We start from the raw sequence: 23,513 nt of genomic DNA, 5'->3' as shown, positions 1-23,513 counted from the left end.
GGGAGCGCGCCGGCGCGGTAAGCGACTGCGCCGGTTGCAACCTTTGCGGCATTTCGCCATTTGGTTCATATGACCGACCGCACGCTTTCCCGGCCGATTGGCGTCGCCATCCCGGCAAGAGGATCGAACATTCGCGTCGTCGCGACGGGTCTGCTCATCGTCATGGCGTTCGTTTTCCTCGGCGCGAAATATTTTCAGGACGTCCATCCCGCGATCGGTTTTATCCGCGCCTTTGCCGAGGCGGCGATGGTCGGCGGGCTTGCCGACTGGTTCGCGGTTACCGCGCTGTTCCGCCACCCGATGGGGCTGCCGATCCCGCACACCGCGATCATCCCGCGTAACAAGAACCGGATCGGCGACACGCTCGCGCGCTTCCTGCTCAACAATTTCCTGCTGCCGCGCCTGATCGCGCGCAAGATGCAGACGGTCGATGTCGCGGGCGCGGTCGGAAAATTCCTGTCCGAACCGGGCGAGGGCGGCGGGCGCCTCCGGCTCGGCGCGTCGCGGATCATCGCCGACGGTTTGGGCGCGCTCGACCAGCAGCGCCTCGGCGGCATCGTCAAATCGGCGATCGCCGATCGCCTCCGCGAACTCGACGTCGCGCCTTTGCTCGGCCAGGCATTGCAGGCCGCACTCGCCGAGGGGCGGCACCAGCCGCTGCTCGACGCGATGGTCAAATGGGGGTCGAAGACGCTCGAACTCAACGAGCATCTGATCCATCAGATGGTGCACGACAATTCGAACGCGATCGTGCGCTTCACCGGGCTCGACGAAAGCATCTCGAACCGCATCGTCGCCGGGCTGTCGAAGCTGCTCAGCGAAATGGCGGTCGACGAGACGCACCCGCTGCGCATCCGCGTCGAGGAAGGGCTCGCCAAAATAGCGCTCGACCTGCAGCACGACCCCGAGGTGAAGGCGAAGGTCGCCAAGGTTCGCGACGAGCTGCTCGAAAACAAGGCGGTCAAACGCTGGCTCGACGGTTTGTGGGAACAGGGCCGGACCGCGCTGCTCAAGGCCGCGCGCAACCCCGACACGATGCTCGCGGGCCGCATCGGCGAACTCGTCACCCAGTTCGGCGCGATGCTCGGCGAGGATGCGGGGATCAAGCGCACGCTCAACCGCTATGCGCGCCGCGCGGTGGTCGGCGTCGTCGACAGCTATGGTGAGACCGCGCTCAGGCTGGTGTCGGACACGATCCGTGGCTGGGACGCCAAGACGATCACCGACCGGCTGGAAAATGCCGTCGGCGACGACCTGCAATATATCCGCATCAACGGCACGCTGGTGGGCGGGCTTGTCGGCGTGCTGATCCATACGGTGGACGTGTTGATCTAGCTGCTTTCCCCGTCATTCCCGCGAAGGCGGGAATCCCGCTTTCAACCGCGCAGAAGCGGGACCCCCGCCTTCGCGGGGGTGACGGATTAGACCAGGCAGGCGGCCAGCCCATCGCGAAAACTTGGATAGCGTGGCGTCCAACCAAGCAACCGTTTCGCCTTGTCATTCGCAACGCGGCGGTTCTCGGCATAGAAGGCGCGCGCGGCGGGAGAAAGGCCCGCGTCATCGAGCGATTGCAACGGCGGCAACGGCGCGCCGAGCATCGCACAGCCCCATTCGACCAACTCATTCTGATGGCACGGCTCGTCATCGGCCAGATTATAGACACCCGCCGGTCCCCTGAACGATGCCATGACCCCGCCCGCGATGTCATCGACATGGACGCGGCTGAAAACCTGTTCGGGCAAGTCTATCCGATGTGCCCGGCCCTCGGCGATGCGATCGAGGATCGAGCGACCGGGGCCATAGATGCCGGGGAGACGAAAGGTGCGGACATCGCTGCGCAGCATGCCCCAAGCCGCGTCGGCCGCGTTGCGGTCGGGACGACGACCCTTGATGGCGGCACTTTCATCGACCCACGCGCCGCCCGTATCGCCATAGACGCCGGTCGACGACAGATAGCCGACCCAGCCCGCCGGGGCGAGAGCAACAGCCTCGCCATAGCGCGCGAGCACCGGGTCGGCGCCCTCGGCGGGCGGCACTGATGACAATATGTGCGTCGCGCTGCGCAGCGCGCCGAGCACCGCGGCCTCGTCGGCAAAGGCAATACTGCCCTCGCGCCCGTCCTGCGTCGTCCCGGTCACCTCCCAGCCGCGCGCGCGGAGGCGGCCCCCGAGGTGGCTCGCCGCATAACCCATCCCGAAAATCAGCATCTGTCCCATCGCGCGCCTTATTGCGCGTCGGCGGCGCTGTGCCTAGATCGATCACATGACCGACGCCTCCTCAACCCCCGCCATCCCCGTCACCATTCACCGCAGCGACTATCGCGCGCCCGATTGGTCCATCCCAGACATCGCGCTCGATTTCGCGCTCGGGGTCGATGCGACGAAGGTCGGCGCGGCGCTGTCGGTGGTGCGCGATGCCGACGCTCCCGTGCCGCTCACGCTGCGCGGCGACGGGCTGGCCCCCGCGGCGGTGCGCGTCGATGGCGAGGTGTGGAACGACTGGCGGATGGAGGGCAGCGACCTGATCGTCGACCTGGGCGAACGCACCGCGGCGACGGTCGAGGTCGACACGGTGATCGACCCCGCGTCGAACACCCAGCTTTCGGGGCTCTATGCCTCGGGCGGCCTGCTCTGCACGCAGTGCGAAGCCGAAGGCTTCCGCCGCATCACCTTCCACCCCGACCGCCCCGACGTGCTCAGCCGCTACAAGGTGCGGATGCAAGGCGACAAGGCCGCGTTCCCGATCCTGCTGTCGAACGGCAATTGCGTCGATCAGGGCGAAGATGGAAGCGATCATTGGGCGCTGTGGGAAGACCCATGGCCGAAGCCTTCCTATCTCTTCGCGCTCGTCGCCGGTGACCTCGTCGTCAACAAGGATAGCTTCACGACGATGTCGGGGCGCGAGGTCGAACTCGGCATCTGGGTTCGGGGCGGCGATCAGGATCGCACCGGCCATGCGATGCAGGCGCTGAAGGACAGCATGGCGTGGGACGAGCGCGTCTACGGCCGCGAATATGATCTCAACCTGTTCAACATCGTCGCGGTCAGCGATTTCAACATGGGCGCGATGGAGAACAAGGGTCTCAATATCTTCAACACCCGCTATATCCTCGCCGATCCCGACACCGCGACCGACGTCGATTATGACGGGGTCGAGGGCGTCGTCGCGCACGAATATTTCCACAATTGGTCGGGCAATCGCGTCACCTGCCGCGACTGGTTCCAGCTTTCGCTGAAAGAGGGCTTCACCGTCTTTCGCGACCAGAGCTTTTCAGCCGATATGGGCTCGCCCCCGGTCAAGCGGATCGAGGATGTCCGTCTGCTCCGCGCCGCGCAATTCCCCGAGGATGCGGGGCCGCTCGCGCATCCAATCCGCCCCGACAGCTTTCAGGAAATCTCGAATTTCTACACCGCGACCATCTATAACAAGGGCGCCGAGATCATCCGCATGATGGCGACGATGGTCGGCCCCGAGCGCTTCCGTAAAGGCACCGATCTCTATTTCGACCGCCACGACGGCGAGGCTGCGACGTGCGAGGATTTCGTGCGTGCGATCGAGGACGGCGCGGGGCTAGACCTCGCGCAATTCCGCCGCTGGTACGAGCAGGCGGGCACGCCGCGGCTCAAGCTGTCGCTAGCCGAAGAGGGCGACGACTGGTCGCTCGACATCGTGCAGACGGTGCCGCCGACGCCCGGGCAGCCCGAAAAACAGCCGATGATGATGCCGCTCCGCCTCGCGGCCTTTGCGATGGACGGCAGTGGCGATGCGCTCGCCGACACGCTCGTCACCGTGACCGGCGCGACGCAGCGTATCGCGCTCGGCAAATTTGCGGCGCGTCCGGCGCTGTCGGTCAATCGCGGCTTCTCGGCGCCGATCATCGTCGATTTCGAGCGCGGTCCCGGCGAACTCGCGTGGCTCGCCGCGCACGACGACGACCCGTTCGCGCGCTACGAGGCGTTGCAGCAGCTGATGCTCGACACGCTCGTTGCCGCGGTTTCGGGCAAGACGGGCGATACTCGGGCGGTGATCGACGCGGTCGGTCAGACGCTCGCCGGCGCGGCAAGCGACCCCGCCTTCGTCGCCGAGGCGGTGCTGTTGCCCAGCGAAGCCTTTATCGGCGACCAGATGGTCACCGTCGATCCCGACGCGATCCGCCGCGAGCGGCTCGCCTTGCAGGCCGCGATCGGCACCGCGCTCGAAAGCGAATGGCGCGCGATCCTTGCCGGCAGCGCGCCGCCCGCGACCGACCTGTCGAGCAACGCCAAGGGCGGCCGCCGCCTCCGCGGCGTCGCGCTCGCCTATCTCGCCGCAACGGGGGCCGACGATGCCCCGGCGCTGGCATTCGGCATCTTCTCCGATGCCGACGGCATGACCGAACGGCAGGCGGCGCTCGCGACGCTCGCGCATGGCGACAGCGACGAGCGCATCGCCGCGCTCGACATCTTCTATCAACGCTATCGCGACAACCCGCTCGTGCTCGACAAATGGTTCCAGGTGCAGGCGTGGTCGCTGCGCGGCGACACCGTCGATGCGGTGAAGGCGCTCGCGCAGCACCCCGACTTCACGCTCGCTAACCCCAATCGCGTGCGCTCGCTTTACGGCGCGCTGACGGGCAATCAGGCGGCGTTCCATCAGGCCGATGGTGCGGGCTACCGGTTGATCGCCGACCTCGTCATAGCGCTCGACCCGAAGAACCCGCAGACGTCGGCGAAGATGATCCCGCCGCTCGGCCGCTGGAAACGGTTCGACGAGGGGCGGCAGGCGCTGATGAAGGCCGAACTCGAGCGCATCCTCGCGCAGCCCGGCCTGTCGCGCGATGTAACCGAACAGGCGTCGAAGAGCTTGTTGGGGTGAGAGCGGCTTAGGGGTGGGGAGCCGTCGATGCTTCCTTACCCTTCGTCATCCCGGACTTGATCCGGGATCCCGCTTTTTGAGGCATCGGCAGGCTTTGATCTCAAGCGGGACCCCGGATCAAGTCCGGGTGACGAGAGTGTTGGAGGCGGCACCCGGTCGAAAACCGCCCCACGGTCTCGATCAGGCCGTCGAAAACAGCTTGGTCCCGGCGACGCCGATGACGATCAGCGCCATGAAGCCGATCTGGACCGCGTTCACCTTCTCGCCGAACCAGAATATGCCGCCGATGATGACGCCGACCGCGCCGAGGCCGGTCCAGATCGCATAGGCGGTCCCGGCCGAGATCCCGCGCATCGCGAACGCGAGCAGCGCCATGTTCAAAAAACTGAGCGAGACGGGAACGACCGATGCCTGCCAGGTCCCGAGCGTCGCGGCCCATTTCAGGCTGAGCGCCCAGATGATTTCGGTAACGACGGCGATCGCGAGGATGACCCACGCCATGGCATAGTCCTTTCAAGTCAACGGGCTCGAAAGGAAAGGGCACAGCCGGAAACCCGGAAGAGGCTGCGCGGATACAGGCGATATGATGCGGCGCCCTCTAGGCGCAGCGGCACGAAATGGCAATGGGCAGGCCGGTCTAGGTTCTGACCCTAGCCGCCCAGCCAGCCCGTAACTTCGACCGCGACCTTGTTCGCGGCGCGGGTCAGCGCCTCGCCGACGGGCTTCGCCTCGACCTTGCCGCCGATCGCCTCGCGCGCTTCGAAGCGGCGCTGCGTCACGGTCTTGCCGCCCGCCGACACCAGCATCGCCTGATAGACGACGACGACCTCGTTCGTCGCGGCGTCGACGCCGAACTCCATCAACTGCCCCGCGAGCTGTTCGCCCGGCGCGGTCAAATATTGCCCCTCGTCGAGTACGACGCGCGACGTGCGCGCCGACACGGTTTCGGACACCAGCCGCTGGAACAGGCGCGAGGGTGCCTCGACCCATTGCGCGTCCTTCACATAGGCGACACTCGATCCGTCCTGCTGCACCGGGATGCGCGTCGTGCGCAGCTTTTGCGGTGCGGTCGGGATCAGGATCGTCAGTGTCGCCGCTTCGGCCGCGGTGCGCGCACCGCCCGCGCTCGGCGCCGCGTCGGCGTCGAGCGTCAGCAGGAAGGGCGGTGTCTTGCCGCCGAGTCCGATGCAGCCCGAAAGCGTCACAGCCGCGATGACGGCAACCAGCGGGGCGCGGAATGTTCGCATCATGGGCATCCTCATTTCTTGTAATCGGGCAGCTGGCTGCCGCCGAGAACCGCGCCCGCGCCCTGCTGGTCGAGCTTGTCGGTCAGGCTGGACAGCGAGGCAGAGGTACGGCGCAGGTCGCGGATCAGCGCATTGGCTTCGGGGATCGTCGTTTCGCTGAACGTCTTGAGCCCCGGCCGCGCGTCGCTGATCGCGGCCTCGAGCGTCGCCATCGAGGCATTCGCCGATTTCAGCGTATCGCGCAGGTTCGCCATCGCGGGGTCGACGTTGCGGTCGATCGTGCCCTGCGCCGACGCCGCGAGGTTGCCGACCTGTTCGGCGGCGTTGCCCGCTTGCTGGATGGCGATGCGTGTATCGGCGAGCGCGCGTTCGAGCGCCGGCCCGTTGCGCGCGAGCGTCGCGGTGGTCGCTTCGACATTGGCCAGTATCTTGGCAAAGCTCTCCTGATTCTTGTCGTCGGCAAGTTCGGCGAGGCGTTCGCTCAGCGTCGACAGGCGTTGGAGCAATTGCGGCGCGGTGTTGAGCAGTTCGCCGAGGCCGCCGACGCGCGTCGGGATGACGGGCTTGCCCGCGGGCCCTTTGTCGGCGATCGGCGGCGCGCCCTTGACCGCGCCATCGAGCGAGATTTGCGACACGCCGGTAAAGCCGACGCCTTCGAGCGCGGCGGTCGTTCCCTGCAGCACCGGGACGCCCTCGTTCACCTCGATCCGGACGCGGACGAATTGCGGATCTTCGGGCCACAGCGCGATTTCGCGCACCTGCCCCGCGGGAACGCCGGAGAATTGCACCTGCGCGCCCTTGTTCAGCCCGTCGACCGATTGCTTGAAGAAAATGTCATATTCGCGCTTGTCGCCTCCGCTGTCGTTCGCCAGCCAGACGACGAAAAAGGCGAGCGCCGCGGTGAAGAGGAGGACAAAAGCGCCGACGAGGACGTTGTTTGAGCGTGTTTCCATCAGCTGTTCCTATCGCGGCTTCGCGGTTTGGTTCCCGCTTGCCGCAGCACGGCCGCGTGGCCCGTTGAAATAATCCTGTATCCACGGATGCTCGGTGGCAAGCAGTTCCGGGATTGTGCCGACCGCGATCACCTTCTTTTCGGCCAGCACCGCGACCCGGTCGCAGGTGGCATAAAGCGAGTCGAGGTCGTGGGTAATGAGGAAGACGGTAAGGCCCATCGTGTCGGCCAGTTCGCGGATAAGCTCGTCGAACTTCGCCGCCCCGATCGGGTCGAGCCCCGCGGTCGGCTCGTCGAGAAAGAGCAGCGCGGGGTCGAGTGCCAGCGCGCGCGCGAGGCCGGCGCGCTTGACCATCCCGCCCGACAGCTCGGCGGGATATTTCGGGCCGGCATCGGGGGGCAGGCCGACCATCGCGACCTTGTATGCCGCGATCTCGTCGAGCAGCCGCTGGTCGAGGCGCGGATAATATTCGCGCAGCGGGACCTGGATATTCTCGGCCACGCTCAGCGTCGAAAAGAGCGCGCCGCCCTGAAACATCACGCCCCAGCGCCGGCGCAAATCGCGCGATTCCTCTTCGTTGGCGATCGTGTCGAGCGTCTTGCCATACACTTCGATCTCGCCCGCGGTCGGCGTTTGGAGTCCGATGATCGAGCGCATCAGCACCGACTTGCCGGTGCCCGATCCGCCGACGACGCCCAGAATCTCGCCCGAACGGACGTCGAGGTTCAGATCCTCGTGAACCACGGCATCGCCGAACTGGTTCTTGAGCCCGCGGATGCAAATGGCGGTTTCGAACTTTTCGGGCCGCACCGCATCGGCGGCGGCAAGCTCTTCCTTGATCTCCTGCTCGATCTCTTCGCTCATCAATTCCATCCCAGCGAAGAGAAGAAGACGGCGAACATCGCGTCGAGGACGATGACGAGGAAGATCGCGGCGACCACCGCCGATGTCGTGCGCTGGCCGACCTCCTCGGCATTCTGGCGCACCTGCATGCCTTCGTAACAACCGGTGACGCCGATCAATATGCCGAACACGGGCGCCTTGATCAGCATGATGTAAAAATCGGTCATCGGAATAATTTCGCGCAGCCGCTGGATATAGGTGAGCGGCGGGATGTCGAGCCCGATCCAGACAAAGGCGCCGCCGCCCGCGATCGCGCACAGGCTGGCGTAGAAACCGAGCAGCGGCATGGTGATCGTCGACGCGGCGACGCGCGGCAGCACGATCGCTTCCATCGGCGACACCCCGATCGTGCGCATCGCGTCGATCTCTTCGGTCAGTTTCATCGTGCCAATCTGGGCGGCAAAGGCCGATCCCGAGCGGCCCGCGACCATGATCGCGGTCATCAGCAGGCCAAGTTCGCGGATCGAGGCGCGGCCGACGAGGTTGATCGTGAACACCTCCAGCCCGAATTGTTCGAGCTGCACCGCGCCCTGCTGCGCGATGACGATCCCGATCAGGAAGCTCATCAGGCCGATGATCGGCAGGGCGTCGACGCCGACGGTCTGGAAACGGGTGACAACGGCATTCCAGCGGAGGCGGCGGCGCGCGCGGATCTGGATGCCCAGCGCGACGATCATCGCACCGAAAAAGCCGACGATGCCCAGCAGTTCGTGCCAGATCGCGACGCTGGCATGGCCGACCTGTTCGAGCATCCGCGCCCAGCCCGGGCGGCGATCGCGGTGGACGCGATATTCGCTCTTGTCGCTGGCGAGCGCCTCGAGCAGGCGCTGCGCTTCTTCGCTCGCGCCGACGACCTTCGAACCATGTTCCTTGGCGGTGCGTGTCACGATCCAGGCGCCGACGGTGTCGATGCGCTCGAGCGCCGACAGGTCGAGCGTCGCGATCGGACCCAGCGCATCGAGACGCGCGGGAACGTCACCCAGACGCGCGAGCGTCAGACGGCCAGTGAAGCGAACTTCGGCACCATCGGCACCGTCGCTATGTTCGAAATCCGCCCTGGCAACCATCGTGCGGGAACATTGTCTTATTTGCCCCATGACGGCAAGTGAATCCATGGTTTAGTTTGCCGGGCCTTGGCCGCCATGCCGGGCCACACTATGGGTGGGGGATGGAAGACCCGCTCGCCACGCCGATCCCCGACTATGCGCACCGCGTCGCGATGTACGACATGGACCGGACGATAACGCGTTCAGGGACTTACAGCGGCTTCCTGATGCATGTCGCGCGGCGGCGCCAGCAATGGCGGCTCTTGTTGCTGCCGCTCGTCGGGCTTGCGGGGGCGGCCTATTCGCTCCGCCTGATTGACCGCTCGCGGCTGAAGGCAATCAACCTCCGGCTGCTTGTCGGCAAGCGCTTTCGCCGCACAGAAATCGCGCCGCTCGCCGAAAGCTATGCCGACAAGGTCGTAGCGCGCGGGCTGCACTCCGCAGCGCTCGAGCAGATCGCCGCCGACCGCGAGGCGGGGTATCGGCTGCTGCTCGCGACCGCGTCGTTCCACCTCTACGTCGATGCGATCGCGCGGCGGCTCGGGATCGACGATGTGCTCGCGACGCAGCTCGACGAGCCCGACGGCGCCGACCATATCCACGCGCGGCTCGCGGGCGACAATTGCTATGGCGAGGCGAAGTTCGCGCGGATCGACGACTGGATGGCGGCCAACGACATCACCCGCGATCGCGCGCATATCCGCGCCTATTCGGACCATGTGTCCGACCACCCGATGCTGCATTTTGCCGACGAGGCGGTCGCGGCGACGCCATCGCGCAGGCTGAAATTGCTCGCCCCGCAAATGGGCTGGCAGGTCGTCGACTGGCGCGCGCGGCGCTGATTCTCCCCTCCCGTTTACGGGAGGGGTCGGGGGAGGGTCTGTTTTTCAGAGAGCGCCGTTTCCGACATGCCCTCCCCTAACCCCTCCCACAAGTGGGAGGGGGATTTTTAAACCGCGTCCAATGCCTGCGCGAAGTCGGCGATCAGATCGTCGGGATCCTCGATGCCGATCGACACGCGCACCAGATTGTCGGTGATGCCGAGCGCCTTCTTGCGCTCGATGGGAACCGACAAATGCGTCATCGCGGCGGGATGGCTCGCGAGCGTCTCGGTGCCGCCAAGGCTGACCGCGAGCTTTGCGATCTTGAGCGCGTCGAGGAAACGGAAGCTTTCTTCCTCGCCGCCCTTGATGAACAGCGAGAAGGTTGATCCGGCGCCGGTGCAATGGCGGTCGAAGATGTCCTTCTGGCGCGCGTCCTGAATGAAGCCGAGATAGCCAAGGCCTTCGACCTTGGGATGATCGCGGAGGAAAGTGCAGACCTTCAGCGCATTTTCGCCCGCGCGGTTCATGCGCAGTTCGAGCGTTTCGAGGCTGCGCAGCAGCATCCACGCGGTGTTGGGGTCGCAGATCGTGCCGATCGTGTTGCGCATCGGTCGGATGATGTTGAGCAGCCGCTGGTCGCCCGACACGCCGCCCGCGACGAGGTCCGAATGGCCGCCGGCATATTTGGTGAGGCTGTAGACGACGAGTTCGGCGCCCTGGCGGATCGGCTTTTGCCACAGCGGGCCGAGGAAGGTGTTGTCGATCGCGATCGGCGGCTGCTGCTCGCCGGGGAAGGCGGCATCGCGCGCGCCGCGCACCGCTTCGACGTCGACGAGCGCGTTGGTCGGGTTCGCCGGGCTTTCGAGATAGACGAGCGCGACCTTGCCGCCCTTCTCGTCGGCGAGCGATTTCGCACGCGCCAGAATGTCGTCGATTTCCTCGCGCGTCGCGCCGGCGGGGAAGTCGAGGAAGCTGACCCCGAAGCGCGACAGGATGCGCGCGATCAGCGTTTCGGTCGCGGCATAGAGCGGACCCGAATGGACGATTACGTCATTCTGGCCGACGAGCGCGAGGAGCAGGGTCGCGATCGCCGACATGCCGCTCGAAAAGACGAGGCTGTCGTCGGCGCCGTCCCACACAGCGAGGCGGTCCTCGAGGATTTCCTGGTTCGGGCCGTTGAAGCGCGAATAGACGAGGCCGTCGGCCGGGCCTTCGCGCTTGCCGGTGATATGTTCGAAGAAGCGCTTGCCCGCCGCTGCGCTTTCGAACGCGAAGGTCGAGGTCAGGAAGATCGGCGGCTTCAGCGATCCTTCGGAGAGCACGGGGTCATAGCCGAGTCCCATCATCAGCGTGGCGGGACTGAGGTCGCGATCGCCGATTTTCTTGGTGTTGTTCTTGGGTTTGCCGCGCATGGCCATGGGAATGCTCCTTGAGGTGTTGGGGCCCTGTATAGCACGCAGGTTTCGTTTGAAACTATATTGCGCGGTTCATCCGACCATCGCGATGGTCCAGATCACCCCGATCAACAGCGGAACGCCGATGATGTCGAGCGCGAACCCCGCCTTCAATATGCGCGGCAGCGCGATATGGCCCGTCGCCCAGGCGAGCGCGTTCGGACCGGTCCCCGACGGCAGCATGAAGCCCCAGCTCGCCGCCATCGCAACGGGAAGCGCCAGCAGAATCGGGTCGACGCCGGTCGCCGCGATCAGCGCCGCGAGCACGGGCATGATCCCGCTCGCGGTCGCGACGTTGCTCGCGAATTCGGTGATCAGGATGGTGAGCGCCACGATAGTCGCGGCGAGGACGATCGTCGGCACGCTGCCGAGCGGTGCGAGCACCGCGCCGAGCCAGGCGGCGAGCCCGCTCGCGGTGATCGCGGCGGCGAGCGCGAGGCCGCCGCCGAACATCATGATGACGCCCCATGGCGCGCGGTCGGCTTCCTTCCAGAGCAGCAGCGGCCGGCCGGTGCCATCGGGCAGGATGAAGAGCAACAGGCTGCCCGCAACGGCGATCGTGCCGTCGGTCAGCGCGCCCTTGGGCAGCATCGGTTCGAGCCAGGGCTGCGCGATCCACGCGATGAGGACGATCAGGAAGATCGGGACGACGCGGCGCTCGGCGGTCGACCATGTTGCCTGCTTGCCGAGCGCCGCTGCCGCCGCACTGCCATCGAACGGATGGTCGGCAAGCCGCTGGACGCGCGCGAGAATCCACATGGCGATCGGGACCGACAGCAGCACGATCGGCACGCCATAGATCGCCCAGTCGAGGAACGAGATGCGCAGCCCGAGCGCCTTTTCGATAAGGCCCGCGGCGATCGCGTTGGTCGGGCTGCCGACGAGCGTGCCAAGCCCGCCGAGCGAGGCGGCGAAGGCGATGCCCATCATCACCGCGCCCGCGAAACCGCCGGTCTCACCCTCTTGCACGCCGCCCGCGCGCACGACCGCGAGGGCGATCGGGATCATGATCAGCGCGGTCGAGGTGTTCGAAATGAACATGCTGAGCAGCGCGGTCGCCGTCATGAAGGCAAAGAGTAGGCCGCTCGCGGTCGGTGAGGCGCGTTTCAGAAGCGCCAGTGCGAGCCGCCGGTGCAGCCCGACGCGCTCGATCGCGAGCGCCAGAAAGGCGCCGCCGAGGATCAGGAACAGGATCGGCGAATAATATTCCTTCGCGATCGCATTCGCATCCATCACGCCGAAGGCTGGCACGGTGAGGAAGGGCATGAGTGCGGTAACGGTGAGCGGCAGCGCCTCGGTCATCCACCAGATCGCCATCAACACGGTCAGCGCCGCGACGCGCCATGCGGTGACTTCCATCCCGGCGGGTGCCGGGAGCAGAAGCATGATACAAAAGACGACGAGCCCGCCGATCAACCCCAACCAGCGCGTGCGCGTCATCGGCCCCTCATCCTCCCGCCAGTCCGATCACCGACAATTGGCGGCCATAGGAGTTCTCTCCCTTATGGCACGCGCGGCGATAGCTGAAATAATCTTGCCCTTCGGCATAGGTGTCCTGTCCGCCGATGGCAATTCGCGTCACGCCCGCCGCGGTGAGCCGCGCCGCGACATAGGCGGCGATGTCGAACATCGCATGGCCGGGCTTACCTGCGGCGAAGAAACGTTCGTTCGCCGGATCGTCGGCGACGAAGCGCTGCACGAAATTCTCGTCGACCTCATAGGAGGCGCGCGCGATGCACGGCCCGATCGCAACCGCGATATTGGCGCGGCTGGCGCCGAGGCTCTCCATTGCGCCCAGCGTCGCGTCGGTGATCCCGGCGATCGCGCCCTTCCACCCCGCATGCGCCGCGCCGACAACCCCGGCCTCGCGGTCGGCGAACAGCACCGGAACGCAGTCGGCGGTCAATATGCCGAGCAATATGCCGGGTGTGCGCGTCGCGAGCCCGTCGGCCTCGGGCCGCGCGGCGAGGTCGGTTTCGCTTTCGATGATCATACAGCGGTTGCCATGCACCTGGTACAGCCCGGTCAACGTCGCGCCCGGAAGCGCCGCGTCGGCCACGCGCCGCCGGTTCTCGGCGATCAACGCCGGATCGTCACCCGAACCGAGGCCGCAGTTGAGCGAGGCGAGCTCGCCCGCCGACACCCCGCCACGGCGGCCGAAAAAGCCGTGCGCGACGCCCGCCAGCGTTGCCGCGCTCGCAAAGGGCGCGCTCACAGGTCGAGCCGGAAGATGCGGTCCTCGTCGATATGGTTGCCGACGCGAAAGGCGTTGCGGCCGACATCGACAAAACCATAGCGGCGGTAAAAGGCCTGCGCGCGGGGGTTCTCGGTAAAGACCGAAAGATAGAGGATCGACGCGCGTTCGCGCGCCCATGCGATGCCCCAGTCGGTCAGCGCCACCGCGATACCTTTGCCCTTCGCGGCCTCCCCGACATAAAGCTGGTGGAGCTCGGTCGCGTCTTCGAGCGGCTGGCCTTCGGGCAGATCGAAATCGATCGGGCCCATCTTGATGAAGCCGGTGATCGCACCGGTGTCGTCGTGGGCGAGGGCGATCGCCCAGGCGGGGTCGGCGATTTGTGCGCGGAGGCGCTCGGGCGGATTCCAGCTGGCGAGGAAGGCCGCGAGGTCGGCCGGGTCATAGATATGCCCGAAAGTGTGGGTGAAGGATGTGCTCGCGAACAGGGTCAGTTCGCCGACATCTTCGTCGCGCGCGAGGGTGATGGTCGTCATGCTGCTGCCTTTGCCCCGAAACCTTCGGGTCGCGGCCAGCCGGGGGCGGAGGCAGCCATGACCTTGAACAATTCGCCCATCGCTTGCGGCTCGACAAGCCGGTCGCGTTGGCCCGCGAGTTCGCCGGCGCGGTCGGGCGCCGCGTTCGTCAACGCCTTCAGCCGCGCGTCGATGCCGAGCGCCTGAAGCCATGCGCCTTGGCCGACCGGGCCGGCGATGGCGACGCCGGCGCGCCTGGCTGCATCGGAAAGCGCGGTGAAGTCGACATGCGTCGTAAGGTCGACCTCGCCCGGATCGGCGAAAGGATCGGTGAATTGATGCGCCTTGACCGCCTGCAGCGTGTCGCCCGCGGCGGGCCCCTGGTAGCCATAGTCGATCACCAGCATCGCGCCGCCCTGCCGCGCGAGGCGGAAAGCGCAACGCTGCATGATCGCGGCCGACACGGGCGCGGTCTCGACGATGCTTCCCACGCGGCCGGTGCGCAGCATCGCGGGGACGCTGTCGTCGGCAGGAACATTGCCCGGCATCGCGGCCAGCTTTCCGTCGGTGCGTTCGACCATTCGCTCGCGCCAGCCGTCGATGGTGCGGATATATTGATGCACCGGCAGGGCGTCGAAAAATTCATTGGCGACGATGATCGCGGCGCCGTCGTCCGGCAGGTCGTCGATATCGTCGTGATGGATCGCGGCGGGCAGGCGTGCCAGCTGCGCCGCGCGGAGCATCGGGCTTGTCTCGACCAGATGGACGCCCTGCGGCGTGCAACCGAAGCGCGCCATGGTGCGCAGCGCATCGGCGGCGAGCGTGCCGCGGCCCGGGCCGAGCTCGATATAACGAAACGCCGGGCTGCCCGCGCGCGACCAGAGGTCGGCGATCCAGACACCGACCATCTCGCCAAACATCTGGCTGATTTCGGGCGCGGTGGTGAAATCGCCCGCGGCGCCGAGCGGGTCGCGCGTCGCATAATAATGGCTGTTCGCCGCCGCCATATAATCGGCGATCGTCGTCCGTCGCGCCGCCGCGATTTCGCCGATCAGCTGCTCGGGGTTCGGCGGTCCGTCACGCAACGCTGTCGAGTCCGGCGACCGGTTCGATCCGCTGGCGGCGGCCCTTCGCGGTGGCGACGAGCCACACACCGATCAGCAGCATCGGCACGGTCAGCGTCTGCCCCATCGTCAGCCCCCACGACAGCGTGCCGAGCTGGACATCGGGCTCGCGCACGAACTCGACCGCAAAGCGGCTGAGGCCATAGATGACCGCCGCCATGCCGAACAGGAAGCCGGGCTTGTAGCGTGCATCGGTGCGCCAGAAGAAGAAGGCGAGGACTGCCATCATCAGCAGGCCTTCGAGCCCGGCCTCGTAAAGCTGGCTCGGGTGGCGCGGGTCCATCGTGCCGCTGTCCGGGAAGATGATCGCCCAGGGGACGGTGGTCGCGCGGCCCCACAGCTCGCCGTTCACAAAATTGGCGAGGCGGCCGAAGAAGAGCCCGAACGGGACGACGCACGCGACATAGTCGCAAAAGCGCAGGAAACTCAGCTTTTCCTTGCGTGTCACATACCAGATCGCGATCAGCACGCCAATCACGCCGCCGTGCAGCGACATGCCGCCGTCCCACAGTTTGAAAATCTCGAGCGGCTTTTCGATGTAATTGCCGAGGTTGTAGAAGAGCACATAGCCGAGCCGGCCGCCGAGGATGATCCCGAGCATCGCATAGAAGATCATGTCGTCGGCGTGGCGCCGCGCCATCGGGGCGCCGGGCTGCGCGATCAGCTTGAGCAGATACCAGTAACCGACGAAAATGCCGGCAAGATAGGCGAGCGCATACCAGCGGATCGGCAGGCCAAAGACGCTGAACGCGATCTCGGAGTTCTCACCCATGAGATCGTGAAAGTTCACATATTGCGTTGCTTCGGCTAAGGTTGCAAAAAGAAACATATCGTCGCGCTGTCCTTCCCCAGGAGAGGCCTCCCCATAAGGGGTTAGGCGAGCGAGACCAAGAGGAGAGATAGAAGATGCCATCTGCGCTCGATTTGCGCCTGGAAGCCGCCTATAATCTGATCACCGGTCCGGGCGGACCGATCCAGCTCGGGTCCGTCGAACGTTTCGGCCACCAGCTTCCCTTCATCTCCAACGCGCCGACCAACCTTGCCGATTATGTGGCGTTTTTTGCCGCGCAGCATGGCGATGCGACCTTCCTCGTCGAAGGCGATGAGCGGCTGTCGTTCAAGCAGGTCTATATGGCGGCGCGGCAGGTCGCGGCGGGGCTGGTCGAAGGTCATGGCGTCCAGCGCGGCGATCGCGTCGGGCTCGCGATGCGCAACGCCAATGCGTGGTGCGTTTCCTATATCGGCATTTTGATGGCGGGCGGCTGCGCAACCTTGCTCAACGGCTGGTGGCAGGGCGGCGAACTCGCGGCAGGCATCCTCGACAGCGAAGCGAAGTTGGTGATCGCCGACGTCCAGCGCGCGGCGCGGCTCGAGGGTGTCGAGCATGGCGCGAAGATCGTCACACTCGACCTGACCCAGCCGATCGATCTGGCGGTCGCGCCGATCACCGGCGCGGGCGGCAGCGCCGCCACCGTGCTGCCGACGCTGACCGGGCAGGATCTCGCGACGATCCTCTTCACTTCGGGCTCGACCGGCCAGTCGAAGGGCGCCTATTCGCGCCACGAAGCGGTGTGCCAGGCGATCTTCAACTATGTCACGCAGACCGCGAGCATCGTTCACCTCTTGACCGAAGACGGCCAGATGTCGGACATCCAGCCCGCGACGCTGATTTGCACGCCGTTGTTCCACGTCACCGCCGAAATCCCCGTCTTCCTGCAAAGCTTCGCTCTCGGCCGCAAACTGGTGCTGATGCCCAAGTGGAACGCCGACGAGGCGATGCGGCTGATCCAGGACGAGCAATGCAATTATTTCGTCGGCGTCCCGCTGATGAGCTATGAAATTCTCGTCAGCCCGAACCGCAAGAATTACGACCTCTCGACGTGCAAAAGCTACGCCGGCGGCGGCGCGCCGCGCCCGCCCGAACATGTGCGGCGCCTTGCGTCCGAGATGGGCGAGGCGAAGCCTTTGCTCGGTTACGGTCTCACCGAAACCAACGCGGTCGGCTGCGGCATCATCAACGAAAATTATGTTGCGAAGCCGATGTCGACCGGCCCGGCGTCGAAGCCGCTCGTCGATCTTGCGATCCTCGACGACAATGGCGAGCCGGTTGCCCAAGGCGGCGTCGGCGAAGTCTGCATCCGCTCGGTGTGCAATTTCGAGGGCTATTGGAACAATGAGGCCGCAACGAAGGCGGCCTTCTTCGACAATGGCTATTTCCGCTCGGGCGACCTCGGTTATCTCGACGAGGACGGCTATCTGTTCATCGTCGATCGCAAGAAGGACATCATCATCCGCGGCGGCGAGAATATCAGCTGTCAGGAAGTCGAGGCGGCGATCTACGAGCATGCCGAGGTCAACGAATGCGCCGTCTTCGGCCTGCCCGACGAGCGATTGGGCGAGTGCGTCGGCGCGGTCGTGTGGACGAAGCCGGGCAGCAGCGTGACCGCCGACGATCTGGTTTCCTTCCTCGGCGCGCGGCTCGCGCCGTACAAGGCGCCGTGCCAGATCTGGATGTCGAACGATGCGCTGCCCAAGCTTGGCAGCGAAAAGATCGACAAGGTCAGCTTGCGGAGCCAGTATCGCGAGGAATATGCAGCGAAGGCCGTCGCGTAACCGGAAGCAGAAAAGGAGCGAACCGGGATCATGGCCGAGGCTGAAACTCCCGTCGCTCCCATCCAGCCGGAGCCGGTGCGCGTCTATCGCCACCGGTTGCCCGCGCGCATCTGGCATTGGGTGAATGCCGTCACTCTGCTCATCCTCCTGATGAGCGGGCTGATGATCTTCAATGCGCATCCGCGGCTCTATTGGGGCGAATATGGTGCGAATTTCGACCGCGCCTGGCTGGTGATCGGTTCGACACCGGACAGCGGCTATTTGCGCATCGGCGATTATCGGGTCGAGACAACGGGCGTGCTTGGCCGCTGGACCGATGCGGAAGGCGCCCAAAAGACATGGGCTTTTCCGGGCTGGGCGACGATTCCGACCAGCTACAGCCTGGCCGACGGGCGGCGTTGGCATCTGCTGTTCGCGTGGGTGCTGTCAATCGGGCTGACGCTCTACATGGTCTGGACGCTGCTGGGCGGGCATTTGCGCAAGGATCTGCACATACGCCGCGCCGAATGGTTGCCTCGCCATATCTGGCACGATGTGAAAGAGCATGCGCGGCTGCGCTTTCCACGCGGCGAGGCGGCGGCGCGCTACGGCATCCTCCAGAAGCTCAGTTACATCGGGGTGATCTTTGTCCTGCTGCCGCTGATGATCGCGACCGGCCTCACCATGTCGCCGGGGATGAACGCCGCGTGGCCGTGGCTCCTCGATGTTTTCGGCGGGCGGCAGTCGGCGCGCTCGATCCACTTCATCGCCGCCTGGGCGCTCGTCGCCTTCTTCCTCGTCCATATCGCGATGGTGCTGCTGGCGGGACCGATCAACGAGGTCCGCTCGATGGTCACCGGCTGGTTCCGCCTGCCGCCCGAGAGGGGGGAGCGCGCATGAGCGAGATCGTCCTGCCGCGGCGTCAACTCATTGCGCGCGCCGGCGGACTGGTTGCCGCAGCGGGTGCGTTGCCGTTGCTATCGGGATGCGACGTGATCAATGACGCCCCCGCGGTACGCAAGATCCTGTCGATGGGCGAGGAGATGAACCGTGCGAGCCAGCGCGCGCTGATCGACCGCAATGCGCTCGCGCGCGAGTTCGGCAAAAGCGACCTGTCGCCCTATTTCCGCCCCAACGGTACGCGCCTGCCCGCGGGCGCTGCCTATGCCGCGCACGCGTCGAGCGGCTTTGCCGATTGGCGCGTCAAGGTGACGGGGCTCGTTGCGCGACCGCTGTCGCTGTCGATGGCCGACATCCGCACGATGCCGCAGCGTACGCAGATCACGCGCCATGACTGCGTCGAGGGGTGGAGCGCGATCGGGCAATGGACCGGCCCGCAGCTGAGCGATATCCTCGCCGCGGCGGGGGTGCGCGACAGCGCGCGCTATATCGTCTTCCGCTGCGCCGATCGGCTCGGCGATGCGCTCTATTATGAAAGCTGCGACATGGTCGACGCGCTGCATCCGCAGACGATCATGGCGTGGGCACTCAATGGCGCGGTGCTGCCGATCGCGAACGGCGCGCCGCTACGCCTGCGGATCGAGCGCCAGCTCGGCTACAAGCACGCCAAATATGTGAACGCGATCGAGGCGGTCGCCAGCCTCGATCAGATCGGCGCGGGCAAGGGCGGCTATTGGGAAGACCGGATCGATTATGAATGGTATGCCGGGATCTGACGGCAACCATTTGACGCGATGGAGGTTTTTGGCGTTGCAGACATGTCGATCCTAGCTCCGTTTCTTTCCCGCGTGGTGCGTCAGGGGCGGCTGACCGTCATTGCACCCGATGGCGCCGAGGAGCGTTTCGGCACGCCGACACCGGGATTTCCCGAGCTCGTCCTTCGCTTCAAGACCCGCGCCGGCATGCGCCGCATCATCCTCGACCCGCGGCTTGGCGCCGCCGAATCCTTCATGGACGGCGACATGCGGATCGAGGGCGGCGACATCATGGACCTCATCGGCCTGATCCGCATGAACACGCCATGGGATCGCGGCGCCGCGCTCAAGGACAAGACCTGGCTGGGCCAGCGCGCCGACTGGGTGAAAACGCGGATCGGGTCGATCAATCGCCAGCGCCGGTCGCGCGCCAACGTCAGGCATCACTATGATATCGGCAACGACCTCTACCGCCTCTTCCTCGACGACGACATGCAATATAGCTGTGCCTACTGGCCGCGCCCGGACATGACGCTGGAGGAAGCGCAGGTCGCAAAGAAGACGCATATCGCCGCCAAGCTCGCGCTCAAACCGGGGCAACGCGTGCTCGACATCGGTTGCGGCTGGGGCGGGATGGCGATTACGCTGGCGAAGCTCGAGCAGGTCGAAGTGCTCGGGATCACGCTATCGGAGGAGCAGTTCGCTCTCGCGCGCCAGCGCGCCGAAGCGGCGGGGGTCGCCGACCGCGTCAAATTCGAACTGGTTGACTATCGCGACCTCGCCGCGCGCGAGCCGGGGCGTTTCGACCGCATCGTCTCGGTCGGCATGTTCGAGCATGTCGGCGCGCCCAATTTCGAAACCTTCTTTCGCGCCGCTGCCAACCTCATGACCGCCGACGGGGTGATGCTGCTCCACACGATCGGCCGCTTCGGCAGACCGGGGGCGACCGACGCCTTCACGCGCAAATATATCTTCCCCGGCGGCTATATCCCCGCGCTGAGCGAGACGCTCGCGGCGAGCGAGAAGAGCCGGCTGATCGCCACCGATATCGAGACGCTGCGGCTGCATTACGCGCTGACCTTGCGCCAATGGTATGCGCGAACGCTCGCACACGAGGCCGAGATCGTCGCCATGATGGGCGAGCGTTTCTTTCGTATGTGGACCTTCTATCTCGCGGGCGCGACGTCGGCTTTCGAAAGCGGCGGGATGGGGAATTATCAGATCCAGTTCGCGCGCAGCCGCCACGCGCTGCCGCTGACGCGCGATTATATCGCGGCGACCGAGGAGGATTTTGGCGCACGCTGGGTGTGACATCAAACACAGTCGCCGCCGTCATAATTCCCCATGGGACCGGCCCGAAGGAGGGCGGAATGGCTGACAAAGACATGGGCGCCGGGCGTGACCGGATTGGGGTTCACCGGATCAGGAATTGCTGGGCGCTGCGCCGCGAAGGTCTGAAAGGCTTGTGGGTCGACGCGGAAGTCGCAGCAGGCGACTCGCCGGCGCTGGTCCTGACCGGTTCGCGGCGCGGGCGCGCCGAAATTCCGCTCACCGATATTCGTCGAATCCGCGCGAGTCTCGACGAAGGCAAATTCCGCTGGCTCGATTCCTTTCGCTGCCTGATCTGGTGCGACGACGGGCGAAAGTTCGTGCTGGTCCCGAAATCCCTCGGGAACGTCAGCTATCGCGATCTCATCCTCGAAATCGCGCGAGAGATGAAGCGCGTCGGGCGGTTCGACCGGGTCGAGCGCGGGCAGCAAGTTTGGGAAGCCGCCTTATATTCGGTGTTCATGGTCGCGATGGCCCTGCTGATCGCCTACGCCGGCTACGACTCGCTGAAGATTTACGGCTCGACGAGGACGAGCGATATCGTCTTTGCCTGCATCACCGGGGGCTTTAGCCTATTGCTGCTTGTCGGCAGCGTCGCGATATGGGGAGACAAGAAGCGGCCTCGCCCAGTTCGCAGCTTCAAGGATTTACGGGGCGTGCTGCCCTGATCGCCGTCAATCCGGATATCTTTCGTTCATCACGTCCCAGCTCAGCACGACGAGCTTTTCGAGAACCGCCAGGTCCACGTCGGCGAGCTTGTTGATGTAGAGGCACGATTTGCCGTTCTTATATTTGCCCAGCTTGGCTAGCAGCGCGTCGGCCTCGGGCTGGCGGTTGCCGTAATGGCCCATCAGATAGAGCGTCATCGCGGCCTTGCGCGGGCTGAACCCGGCACGGCACATCGTCCCCGAACGGCCGCTGTCGTATAGATAGTCGTAGCTGCCATAGCCGATGATCGACGGCCCCCACATTTTCGGATCGAGCCCGGTGACGCGGCGGTGCATCGCGTCGATCGCCTCGGCTTCCTCGCGGCGGCGCGCGTCGGGGACGTCGGCGATGAAATCGGCGACGGCAACCTCGGTGGCTTTGGTCTTGATCTCGGTTTTGCCCATGGCCTGTCTCCCGAGGTGCGAGGATAGCGTTTCGGGAGGGCGAAGCCAATCAGCCGTGCCGTGCGGCGATCGCGCAGGCGAGTGCAGCGATACGGCGGCGGAAGCTGAAGGGCGAGATCACTTCGACCTCGGCGCCGAGCGCGAGCATGTCGCGTGCGCCATGATCGCTGTCCTCGACCCGCATCGTCATTTCGCGCCAGCCATCGATGGCTGGTACGCCTGCCCGCGCGACCGCTTCGGCGCCGCGCGGCGACTGTGCGGCGAGCCGTTTGCAGCCATCGGGCGAGGCACGGACGGTCGCGGTCGCCCCGAACAGTTCGGCCTCGAACCGCACCTGTTCGGCCTGCCACCAGCTTGCGAGATGGAAATCGGCAGGGCGCTCGAAGGACGTATCGCCGACTGTTAGCTCGTCGATATTCGCGATCCGGAAGATGCGGATCTTTCCGCCCCCGCGCGCTGCGAGATACCAGATGCCGCCTTTCAGCACGAGGCCTAGCGGCTCGACCGTCCAGTCGCGCACGTCCTGCCAGCTTTCGTAGCGCATCGTCAGCGCCTGCTGATCGAGTACCGCGCGCGCGATCGCGGGAAGGTGCGGCAAGGCTTCGCCGCTGCGATACCAGTCGACCGCGTCGAGGTGGAAGCGCGCCGCCATCCGGTCGGCGAGCGCGCCGCCGCCGCCGGGGAGCGCGACGAGCAATTTGTTGCGCGCGGCGTTTGCTGCGGCACCGATCCCCAGCTCCGCCGCCGGGCCGGGAAGGCCGATCATCGCCATCGCCTCGGCCTCACCGGCCGATAGCCCGGTGAGGCGCGTGCGATAGCCGCCCAGCAGTTCGAAGCCGCCGCCGGGTCCGCGGTCGCCATAGACGGGCACCCCCGCCGCGGAGAGCGCGTCGATATCGCGGTAGATCGTGCGTTCGGAGACTTCGAACTCGGCCGCGAGATCGGCCGCGGTCAGCCGTCCGCGCAATTGCAGCAGCATCAGGATCGAGAGGAGGCGGCTCGCGCGCATTTTTTCGCTGTAGCCGAAAATAGCTGACAGAAAATGTCAGGATGGGGCGCGTAGGGCAAATGCGTCACGAAGGGAGCAAGTCATGACCCACATCGAACGACGCACCATCATCGCCCTTTCCGCAGGAGCCCTTATGTCCAGTCTCACCCCCATTGCCGTCGCCGCCGCGATCAATCCCGCCCCTGTCGGCAAGCCCGGCGATTTCGATTTTCTCACCGGCGAATGGCGCATCCACAACAAATTCCGCGAAGGCGAAAAGTGGATCGAATTCCCCGCCGAAGCCACCGTCGTCGGCATTCTCGGCGGTATCGCGAGCGTCGAGGAACTGCGCATCCCGGCGCGCGGTTTTTCGGGCATGGGCCTCCGCCTGCTCGACGTCGAAAAGAAGATCTGGTCCGATCATTTCGTCAACGCCAAGTCGGGCGTCGTCGCGGTGCCGGGCGAGCTCGGCGTATTCGAGGACGGCGTCGGAACCTTCCTGTCCGAAAGCGAGGGCGAAAAGGGGGCCGAACTTTATCGCGGCGTGTGGGACCGGATCACGCCGAAAAGCTGCCGCTGGTTCCAGGGCACCTCGCGCGACGGCGGCAAGACGTGGGACGACAACTGGTTCATGGACTGGACGCGCGTCGCCTGAGGAGGGCCAAGCCGGTTGCACCTTTGGCGGCGGACTGCTAGCCGCGCCCGCGTCTTTCCCTCGCCAAA

Annotated in this window: 23 protein-coding genes; 9 read left to right on the top strand and 14 right to left on the bottom strand. The window is 65.6% G+C overall.

The annotated features are described in order from the left end of the window. Nucleotides 1–69: 69 nt before the first annotated feature. On the top strand, nucleotides 70–1,335 hold the full coding sequence (locus tag ATE70_RS04400; protein ID WP_058536729.1) for a DUF445 domain-containing protein: 1,266 nt from the start codon (nucleotides 70–72) through the stop codon (nucleotides 1,333–1,335). 86 nt (nucleotides 1,336–1,421) lie between these two features. Here ATE70_RS04400 and ATE70_RS04395 read toward each other — a convergent pair whose 3' ends face one another. Further along, nucleotides 1,422–2,216 (bottom strand): hypothetical protein, encoded by a 795-nt coding sequence (locus ATE70_RS04395; protein ID WP_058536728.1) that lies wholly within the window; start codon nucleotides 2,214–2,216, stop codon nucleotides 1,422–1,424. Nucleotides 2,217–2,262: 46 nt separating this feature from the next. Here ATE70_RS04395 and pepN point away from each other — a divergent pair, with 46 nt between their 5' ends. Next, nucleotides 2,263–4,854, top strand: a complete 2,592-nt coding sequence (pepN, locus tag ATE70_RS04390; protein WP_058536727.1) for an aminopeptidase N — start codon at nucleotides 2,263–2,265, stop codon at nucleotides 4,852–4,854. Nucleotides 4,855–5,034: 180 nt separating this feature from the next. On the opposite strand, the gene ATE70_RS04385 is transcribed toward pepN, so the two are convergent. The 5 genes from ATE70_RS04385 to ATE70_RS04365 form a co-directional block, all read right to left on the bottom strand. After that, complete coding sequence (locus tag ATE70_RS04385) at nucleotides 5,035–5,355, bottom strand: DMT family transporter (RefSeq protein WP_058536726.1); 321 nt, start codon at nucleotides 5,353–5,355, stop codon at nucleotides 5,035–5,037. A 149-nt stretch (nucleotides 5,356–5,504) separates the two neighbouring features. Beyond that, nucleotides 5,505–6,104 (bottom strand): ABC-type transport auxiliary lipoprotein family protein, encoded by a 600-nt coding sequence (locus tag ATE70_RS04380; RefSeq protein ID WP_082639652.1) that lies wholly within the window; start codon nucleotides 6,102–6,104, stop codon nucleotides 5,505–5,507. Between the two features lie 8 nt (nucleotides 6,105–6,112). Then, nucleotides 6,113–7,054, bottom strand: coding sequence for an MlaD family protein (locus tag ATE70_RS04375; protein WP_058536725.1), 942 nt, complete (start codon nucleotides 7,052–7,054; stop codon nucleotides 6,113–6,115). A gap of 9 nt (nucleotides 7,055–7,063) precedes the next feature. Then, complete coding sequence (locus ATE70_RS04370) at nucleotides 7,064–7,918, bottom strand: ABC transporter ATP-binding protein (protein WP_231732738.1); 855 nt, start codon at nucleotides 7,916–7,918, stop codon at nucleotides 7,064–7,066. Further along, nucleotides 7,918–9,024 (bottom strand): ABC transporter permease, encoded by a 1,107-nt coding sequence (locus ATE70_RS04365; RefSeq protein ID WP_058536724.1) that lies wholly within the window; start codon nucleotides 9,022–9,024, stop codon nucleotides 7,918–7,920. Before ATE70_RS04365 ends, ATE70_RS04370 begins: the two co-directional genes overlap by 1 nt. 101 nt (nucleotides 9,025–9,125) lie before the next feature. Here ATE70_RS04365 and ATE70_RS04360 point away from each other — a divergent pair, with 101 nt between their 5' ends. Beyond that, nucleotides 9,126–9,845: an HAD family hydrolase gene (locus tag ATE70_RS04360; protein WP_082639636.1), complete on the top strand. Its 720-nt coding sequence runs from the start codon at nucleotides 9,126–9,128 to the stop codon at nucleotides 9,843–9,845. Nucleotides 9,846–9,952: 107 nt separating this feature from the next. On the opposite strand, the gene ATE70_RS04355 is transcribed toward ATE70_RS04360, so the two are convergent. The 6 genes from ATE70_RS04355 to lgt form a co-directional block, all read right to left on the bottom strand. After that, nucleotides 9,953–11,245: a cystathionine gamma-synthase family protein gene (locus tag ATE70_RS04355; protein WP_058536723.1), complete on the bottom strand. Its 1,293-nt coding sequence runs from the start codon at nucleotides 11,243–11,245 to the stop codon at nucleotides 9,953–9,955. A 69-nt stretch (nucleotides 11,246–11,314) separates the two neighbouring features. Next, entirely contained in the window at nucleotides 11,315–12,721 is a 1,407-nt protein-coding gene (locus tag ATE70_RS04350) for an SLC13 family permease (RefSeq protein ID WP_058536722.1), read from the bottom strand. A gap of 7 nt (nucleotides 12,722–12,728) precedes the next feature. Continuing rightward, on the bottom strand, nucleotides 12,729–13,496 hold the full coding sequence (gene pgeF, locus ATE70_RS04345) for a peptidoglycan editing factor PgeF (RefSeq protein WP_058536721.1): 768 nt from the start codon (nucleotides 13,494–13,496) through the stop codon (nucleotides 12,729–12,731). Then, nucleotides 13,493–14,011, bottom strand: coding sequence for a GNAT family N-acetyltransferase (locus ATE70_RS04340; protein WP_058536720.1), 519 nt, complete (start codon nucleotides 14,009–14,011; stop codon nucleotides 13,493–13,495). The genes pgeF and ATE70_RS04340 overlap by 4 nt, the downstream gene beginning before the upstream one ends. Beyond that, nucleotides 14,008–15,075, bottom strand: a complete 1,068-nt coding sequence (locus ATE70_RS04335) for a class I SAM-dependent methyltransferase (RefSeq protein ID WP_058536719.1) — start codon at nucleotides 15,073–15,075, stop codon at nucleotides 14,008–14,010. The genes ATE70_RS04340 and ATE70_RS04335 overlap by 4 nt, the downstream gene beginning before the upstream one ends. Further along, the gene (gene lgt, locus ATE70_RS04330; RefSeq protein WP_231732908.1) at nucleotides 15,068–15,886 is read right to left on the bottom strand and encodes a prolipoprotein diacylglyceryl transferase; all 819 of its coding nucleotides are present in this window, start codon (nucleotides 15,884–15,886) and stop codon (nucleotides 15,068–15,070) included. Before lgt ends, ATE70_RS04335 begins: the two co-directional genes overlap by 8 nt. A 134-nt stretch (nucleotides 15,887–16,020) precedes the next feature. On the opposite strand from lgt, the gene ATE70_RS04325 reads away from it, so the two are divergent. From ATE70_RS04325 to ATE70_RS04305, 5 genes are all read left to right on the top strand, one after another. Next, the gene (locus ATE70_RS04325) at nucleotides 16,021–17,727 is read left to right on the top strand and encodes a class I adenylate-forming enzyme family protein (protein WP_058536717.1); all 1,707 of its coding nucleotides are present in this window, start codon (nucleotides 16,021–16,023) and stop codon (nucleotides 17,725–17,727) included. 30 nt (nucleotides 17,728–17,757) lie between these two features. Next, nucleotides 17,758–18,606 (top strand): cytochrome b/b6 domain-containing protein, encoded by an 849-nt coding sequence (locus ATE70_RS04320; RefSeq protein ID WP_058536716.1) that lies wholly within the window; start codon nucleotides 17,758–17,760, stop codon nucleotides 18,604–18,606. Continuing rightward, nucleotides 18,603–19,382 carry a molybdopterin-dependent oxidoreductase gene (locus ATE70_RS04315; protein ID WP_058536715.1) on the top strand — a complete coding sequence of 260 codons (780 nt, stop codon included), beginning with the start codon at nucleotides 18,603–18,605 and terminating at the stop codon, nucleotides 19,380–19,382. The genes ATE70_RS04320 and ATE70_RS04315 overlap by 4 nt, the downstream gene beginning before the upstream one ends. A gap of 42 nt (nucleotides 19,383–19,424) precedes the next feature. Then, nucleotides 19,425–20,672, top strand: coding sequence for an SAM-dependent methyltransferase (locus ATE70_RS04310; protein ID WP_058536988.1), 1,248 nt, complete (start codon nucleotides 19,425–19,427; stop codon nucleotides 20,670–20,672). 74 nt (nucleotides 20,673–20,746) lie between these two features. After that, a complete protein-coding gene (locus tag ATE70_RS04305) occupies nucleotides 20,747–21,358 on the top strand; it encodes a hypothetical protein (protein WP_058801227.1) in 612 nt (203 codons plus the stop codon). A 6-nt stretch (nucleotides 21,359–21,364) separates the two neighbouring features. Here ATE70_RS04305 and ATE70_RS04300 read toward each other — a convergent pair whose 3' ends face one another. After that, nucleotides 21,365–21,802 carry a DUF1801 domain-containing protein gene (locus ATE70_RS04300; RefSeq protein WP_058536713.1) on the bottom strand — a complete coding sequence of 146 codons (438 nt, stop codon included), beginning with the start codon at nucleotides 21,800–21,802 and terminating at the stop codon, nucleotides 21,365–21,367. A 49-nt stretch (nucleotides 21,803–21,851) separates the two neighbouring features. Further along, entirely contained in the window at nucleotides 21,852–22,811 is a 960-nt protein-coding gene (locus ATE70_RS04295; RefSeq protein WP_058536712.1) for a helix-turn-helix transcriptional regulator, read from the bottom strand. Between the two features lie 133 nt (nucleotides 22,812–22,944). On the opposite strand from ATE70_RS04295, the gene ATE70_RS04290 reads away from it, so the two are divergent. Next, complete coding sequence (locus tag ATE70_RS04290; RefSeq protein ID WP_058801020.1) at nucleotides 22,945–23,445, top strand: hypothetical protein; 501 nt, start codon at nucleotides 22,945–22,947, stop codon at nucleotides 23,443–23,445. The last annotated feature ends 68 nt before the right edge of the window (nucleotides 23,446–23,513 follow it).

The organism is Sphingopyxis sp. H053 (genome assembly GCF_001468225.1).
In the GTDB taxonomy this organism is placed as follows: Bacteria; Pseudomonadota; Alphaproteobacteria; order Sphingomonadales; family Sphingomonadaceae; genus Sphingopyxis.
Note: the sequence above shows the minus strand (reverse complement) of the source record. Positions and strands in the feature narration are given on the sequence as shown.

Bases quoted from the DNA above. Each gene is read 5' to 3' on its own strand.
- ATE70_RS04400 (WP_058536729.1), top strand. From the start codon at position 70: ATGACCGACCGCACGCTTTCCCGGCCGATTGGCGTCGCCATCCCGGCA.
- ATE70_RS04395 (WP_058536728.1), bottom strand. From the start codon at position 2,216: ATGGGACAGATGCTGATTTTCGGGATGGGTTATGCGGCGAGCCACCTC.
- pepN (WP_058536727.1), top strand. From the start codon at position 2,263: ATGACCGACGCCTCCTCAACCCCCGCCATCCCCGTCACCATTCACCGC.
- ATE70_RS04385 (WP_058536726.1), bottom strand. From the start codon at position 5,355: ATGGCGTGGGTCATCCTCGCGATCGCCGTCGTTACCGAAATCATCTGG.
- ATE70_RS04380 (WP_082639652.1), bottom strand. From the start codon at position 6,104: ATGATGCGAACATTCCGCGCCCCGCTGGTTGCCGTCATCGCGGCTGTG.
- ATE70_RS04375 (WP_058536725.1), bottom strand. From the start codon at position 7,054: ATGGAAACACGCTCAAACAACGTCCTCGTCGGCGCTTTTGTCCTCCTC.
- ATE70_RS04370 (WP_231732738.1), bottom strand. From the start codon at position 7,918: ATGAGCGAAGAGATCGAGCAGGAGATCAAGGAAGAGCTTGCCGCCGCC.
- ATE70_RS04365 (WP_058536724.1), bottom strand. From the start codon at position 9,024: ATGGTTGCCAGGGCGGATTTCGAACATAGCGACGGTGCCGATGGTGCC.
- ATE70_RS04360 (WP_082639636.1), top strand. From the start codon at position 9,126: ATGGAAGACCCGCTCGCCACGCCGATCCCCGACTATGCGCACCGCGTC.
- ATE70_RS04355 (WP_058536723.1), bottom strand. From the start codon at position 11,245: ATGGCCATGCGCGGCAAACCCAAGAACAACACCAAGAAAATCGGCGAT.
- ATE70_RS04350 (WP_058536722.1), bottom strand. From the start codon at position 12,721: ATGACGCGCACGCGCTGGTTGGGGTTGATCGGCGGGCTCGTCGTCTTT.
- ATE70_RS04340 (WP_058536720.1), bottom strand. From the start codon at position 14,011: ATGACGACCATCACCCTCGCGCGCGACGAAGATGTCGGCGAACTGACC.
- lgt (WP_231732908.1), bottom strand. From the start codon at position 15,886: ATGGGTGAGAACTCCGAGATCGCGTTCAGCGTCTTTGGCCTGCCGATC.
- ATE70_RS04325 (WP_058536717.1), top strand. From the start codon at position 16,021: ATGCCATCTGCGCTCGATTTGCGCCTGGAAGCCGCCTATAATCTGATC.
- ATE70_RS04320 (WP_058536716.1), top strand. From the start codon at position 17,758: ATGGCCGAGGCTGAAACTCCCGTCGCTCCCATCCAGCCGGAGCCGGTG.
- ATE70_RS04315 (WP_058536715.1), top strand. From the start codon at position 18,603: ATGAGCGAGATCGTCCTGCCGCGGCGTCAACTCATTGCGCGCGCCGGC.
- ATE70_RS04310 (WP_058536988.1), top strand. From the start codon at position 19,425: ATGTCGATCCTAGCTCCGTTTCTTTCCCGCGTGGTGCGTCAGGGGCGG.
- ATE70_RS04305 (WP_058801227.1), top strand. From the start codon at position 20,747: ATGGGCGCCGGGCGTGACCGGATTGGGGTTCACCGGATCAGGAATTGC.
- ATE70_RS04300 (WP_058536713.1), bottom strand. From the start codon at position 21,802: ATGGGCAAAACCGAGATCAAGACCAAAGCCACCGAGGTTGCCGTCGCC.
- ATE70_RS04295 (WP_058536712.1), bottom strand. From the start codon at position 22,811: ATGCGCGCGAGCCGCCTCCTCTCGATCCTGATGCTGCTGCAATTGCGC.
- ATE70_RS04290 (WP_058801020.1), top strand. From the start codon at position 22,945: ATGTCCAGTCTCACCCCCATTGCCGTCGCCGCCGCGATCAATCCCGCC.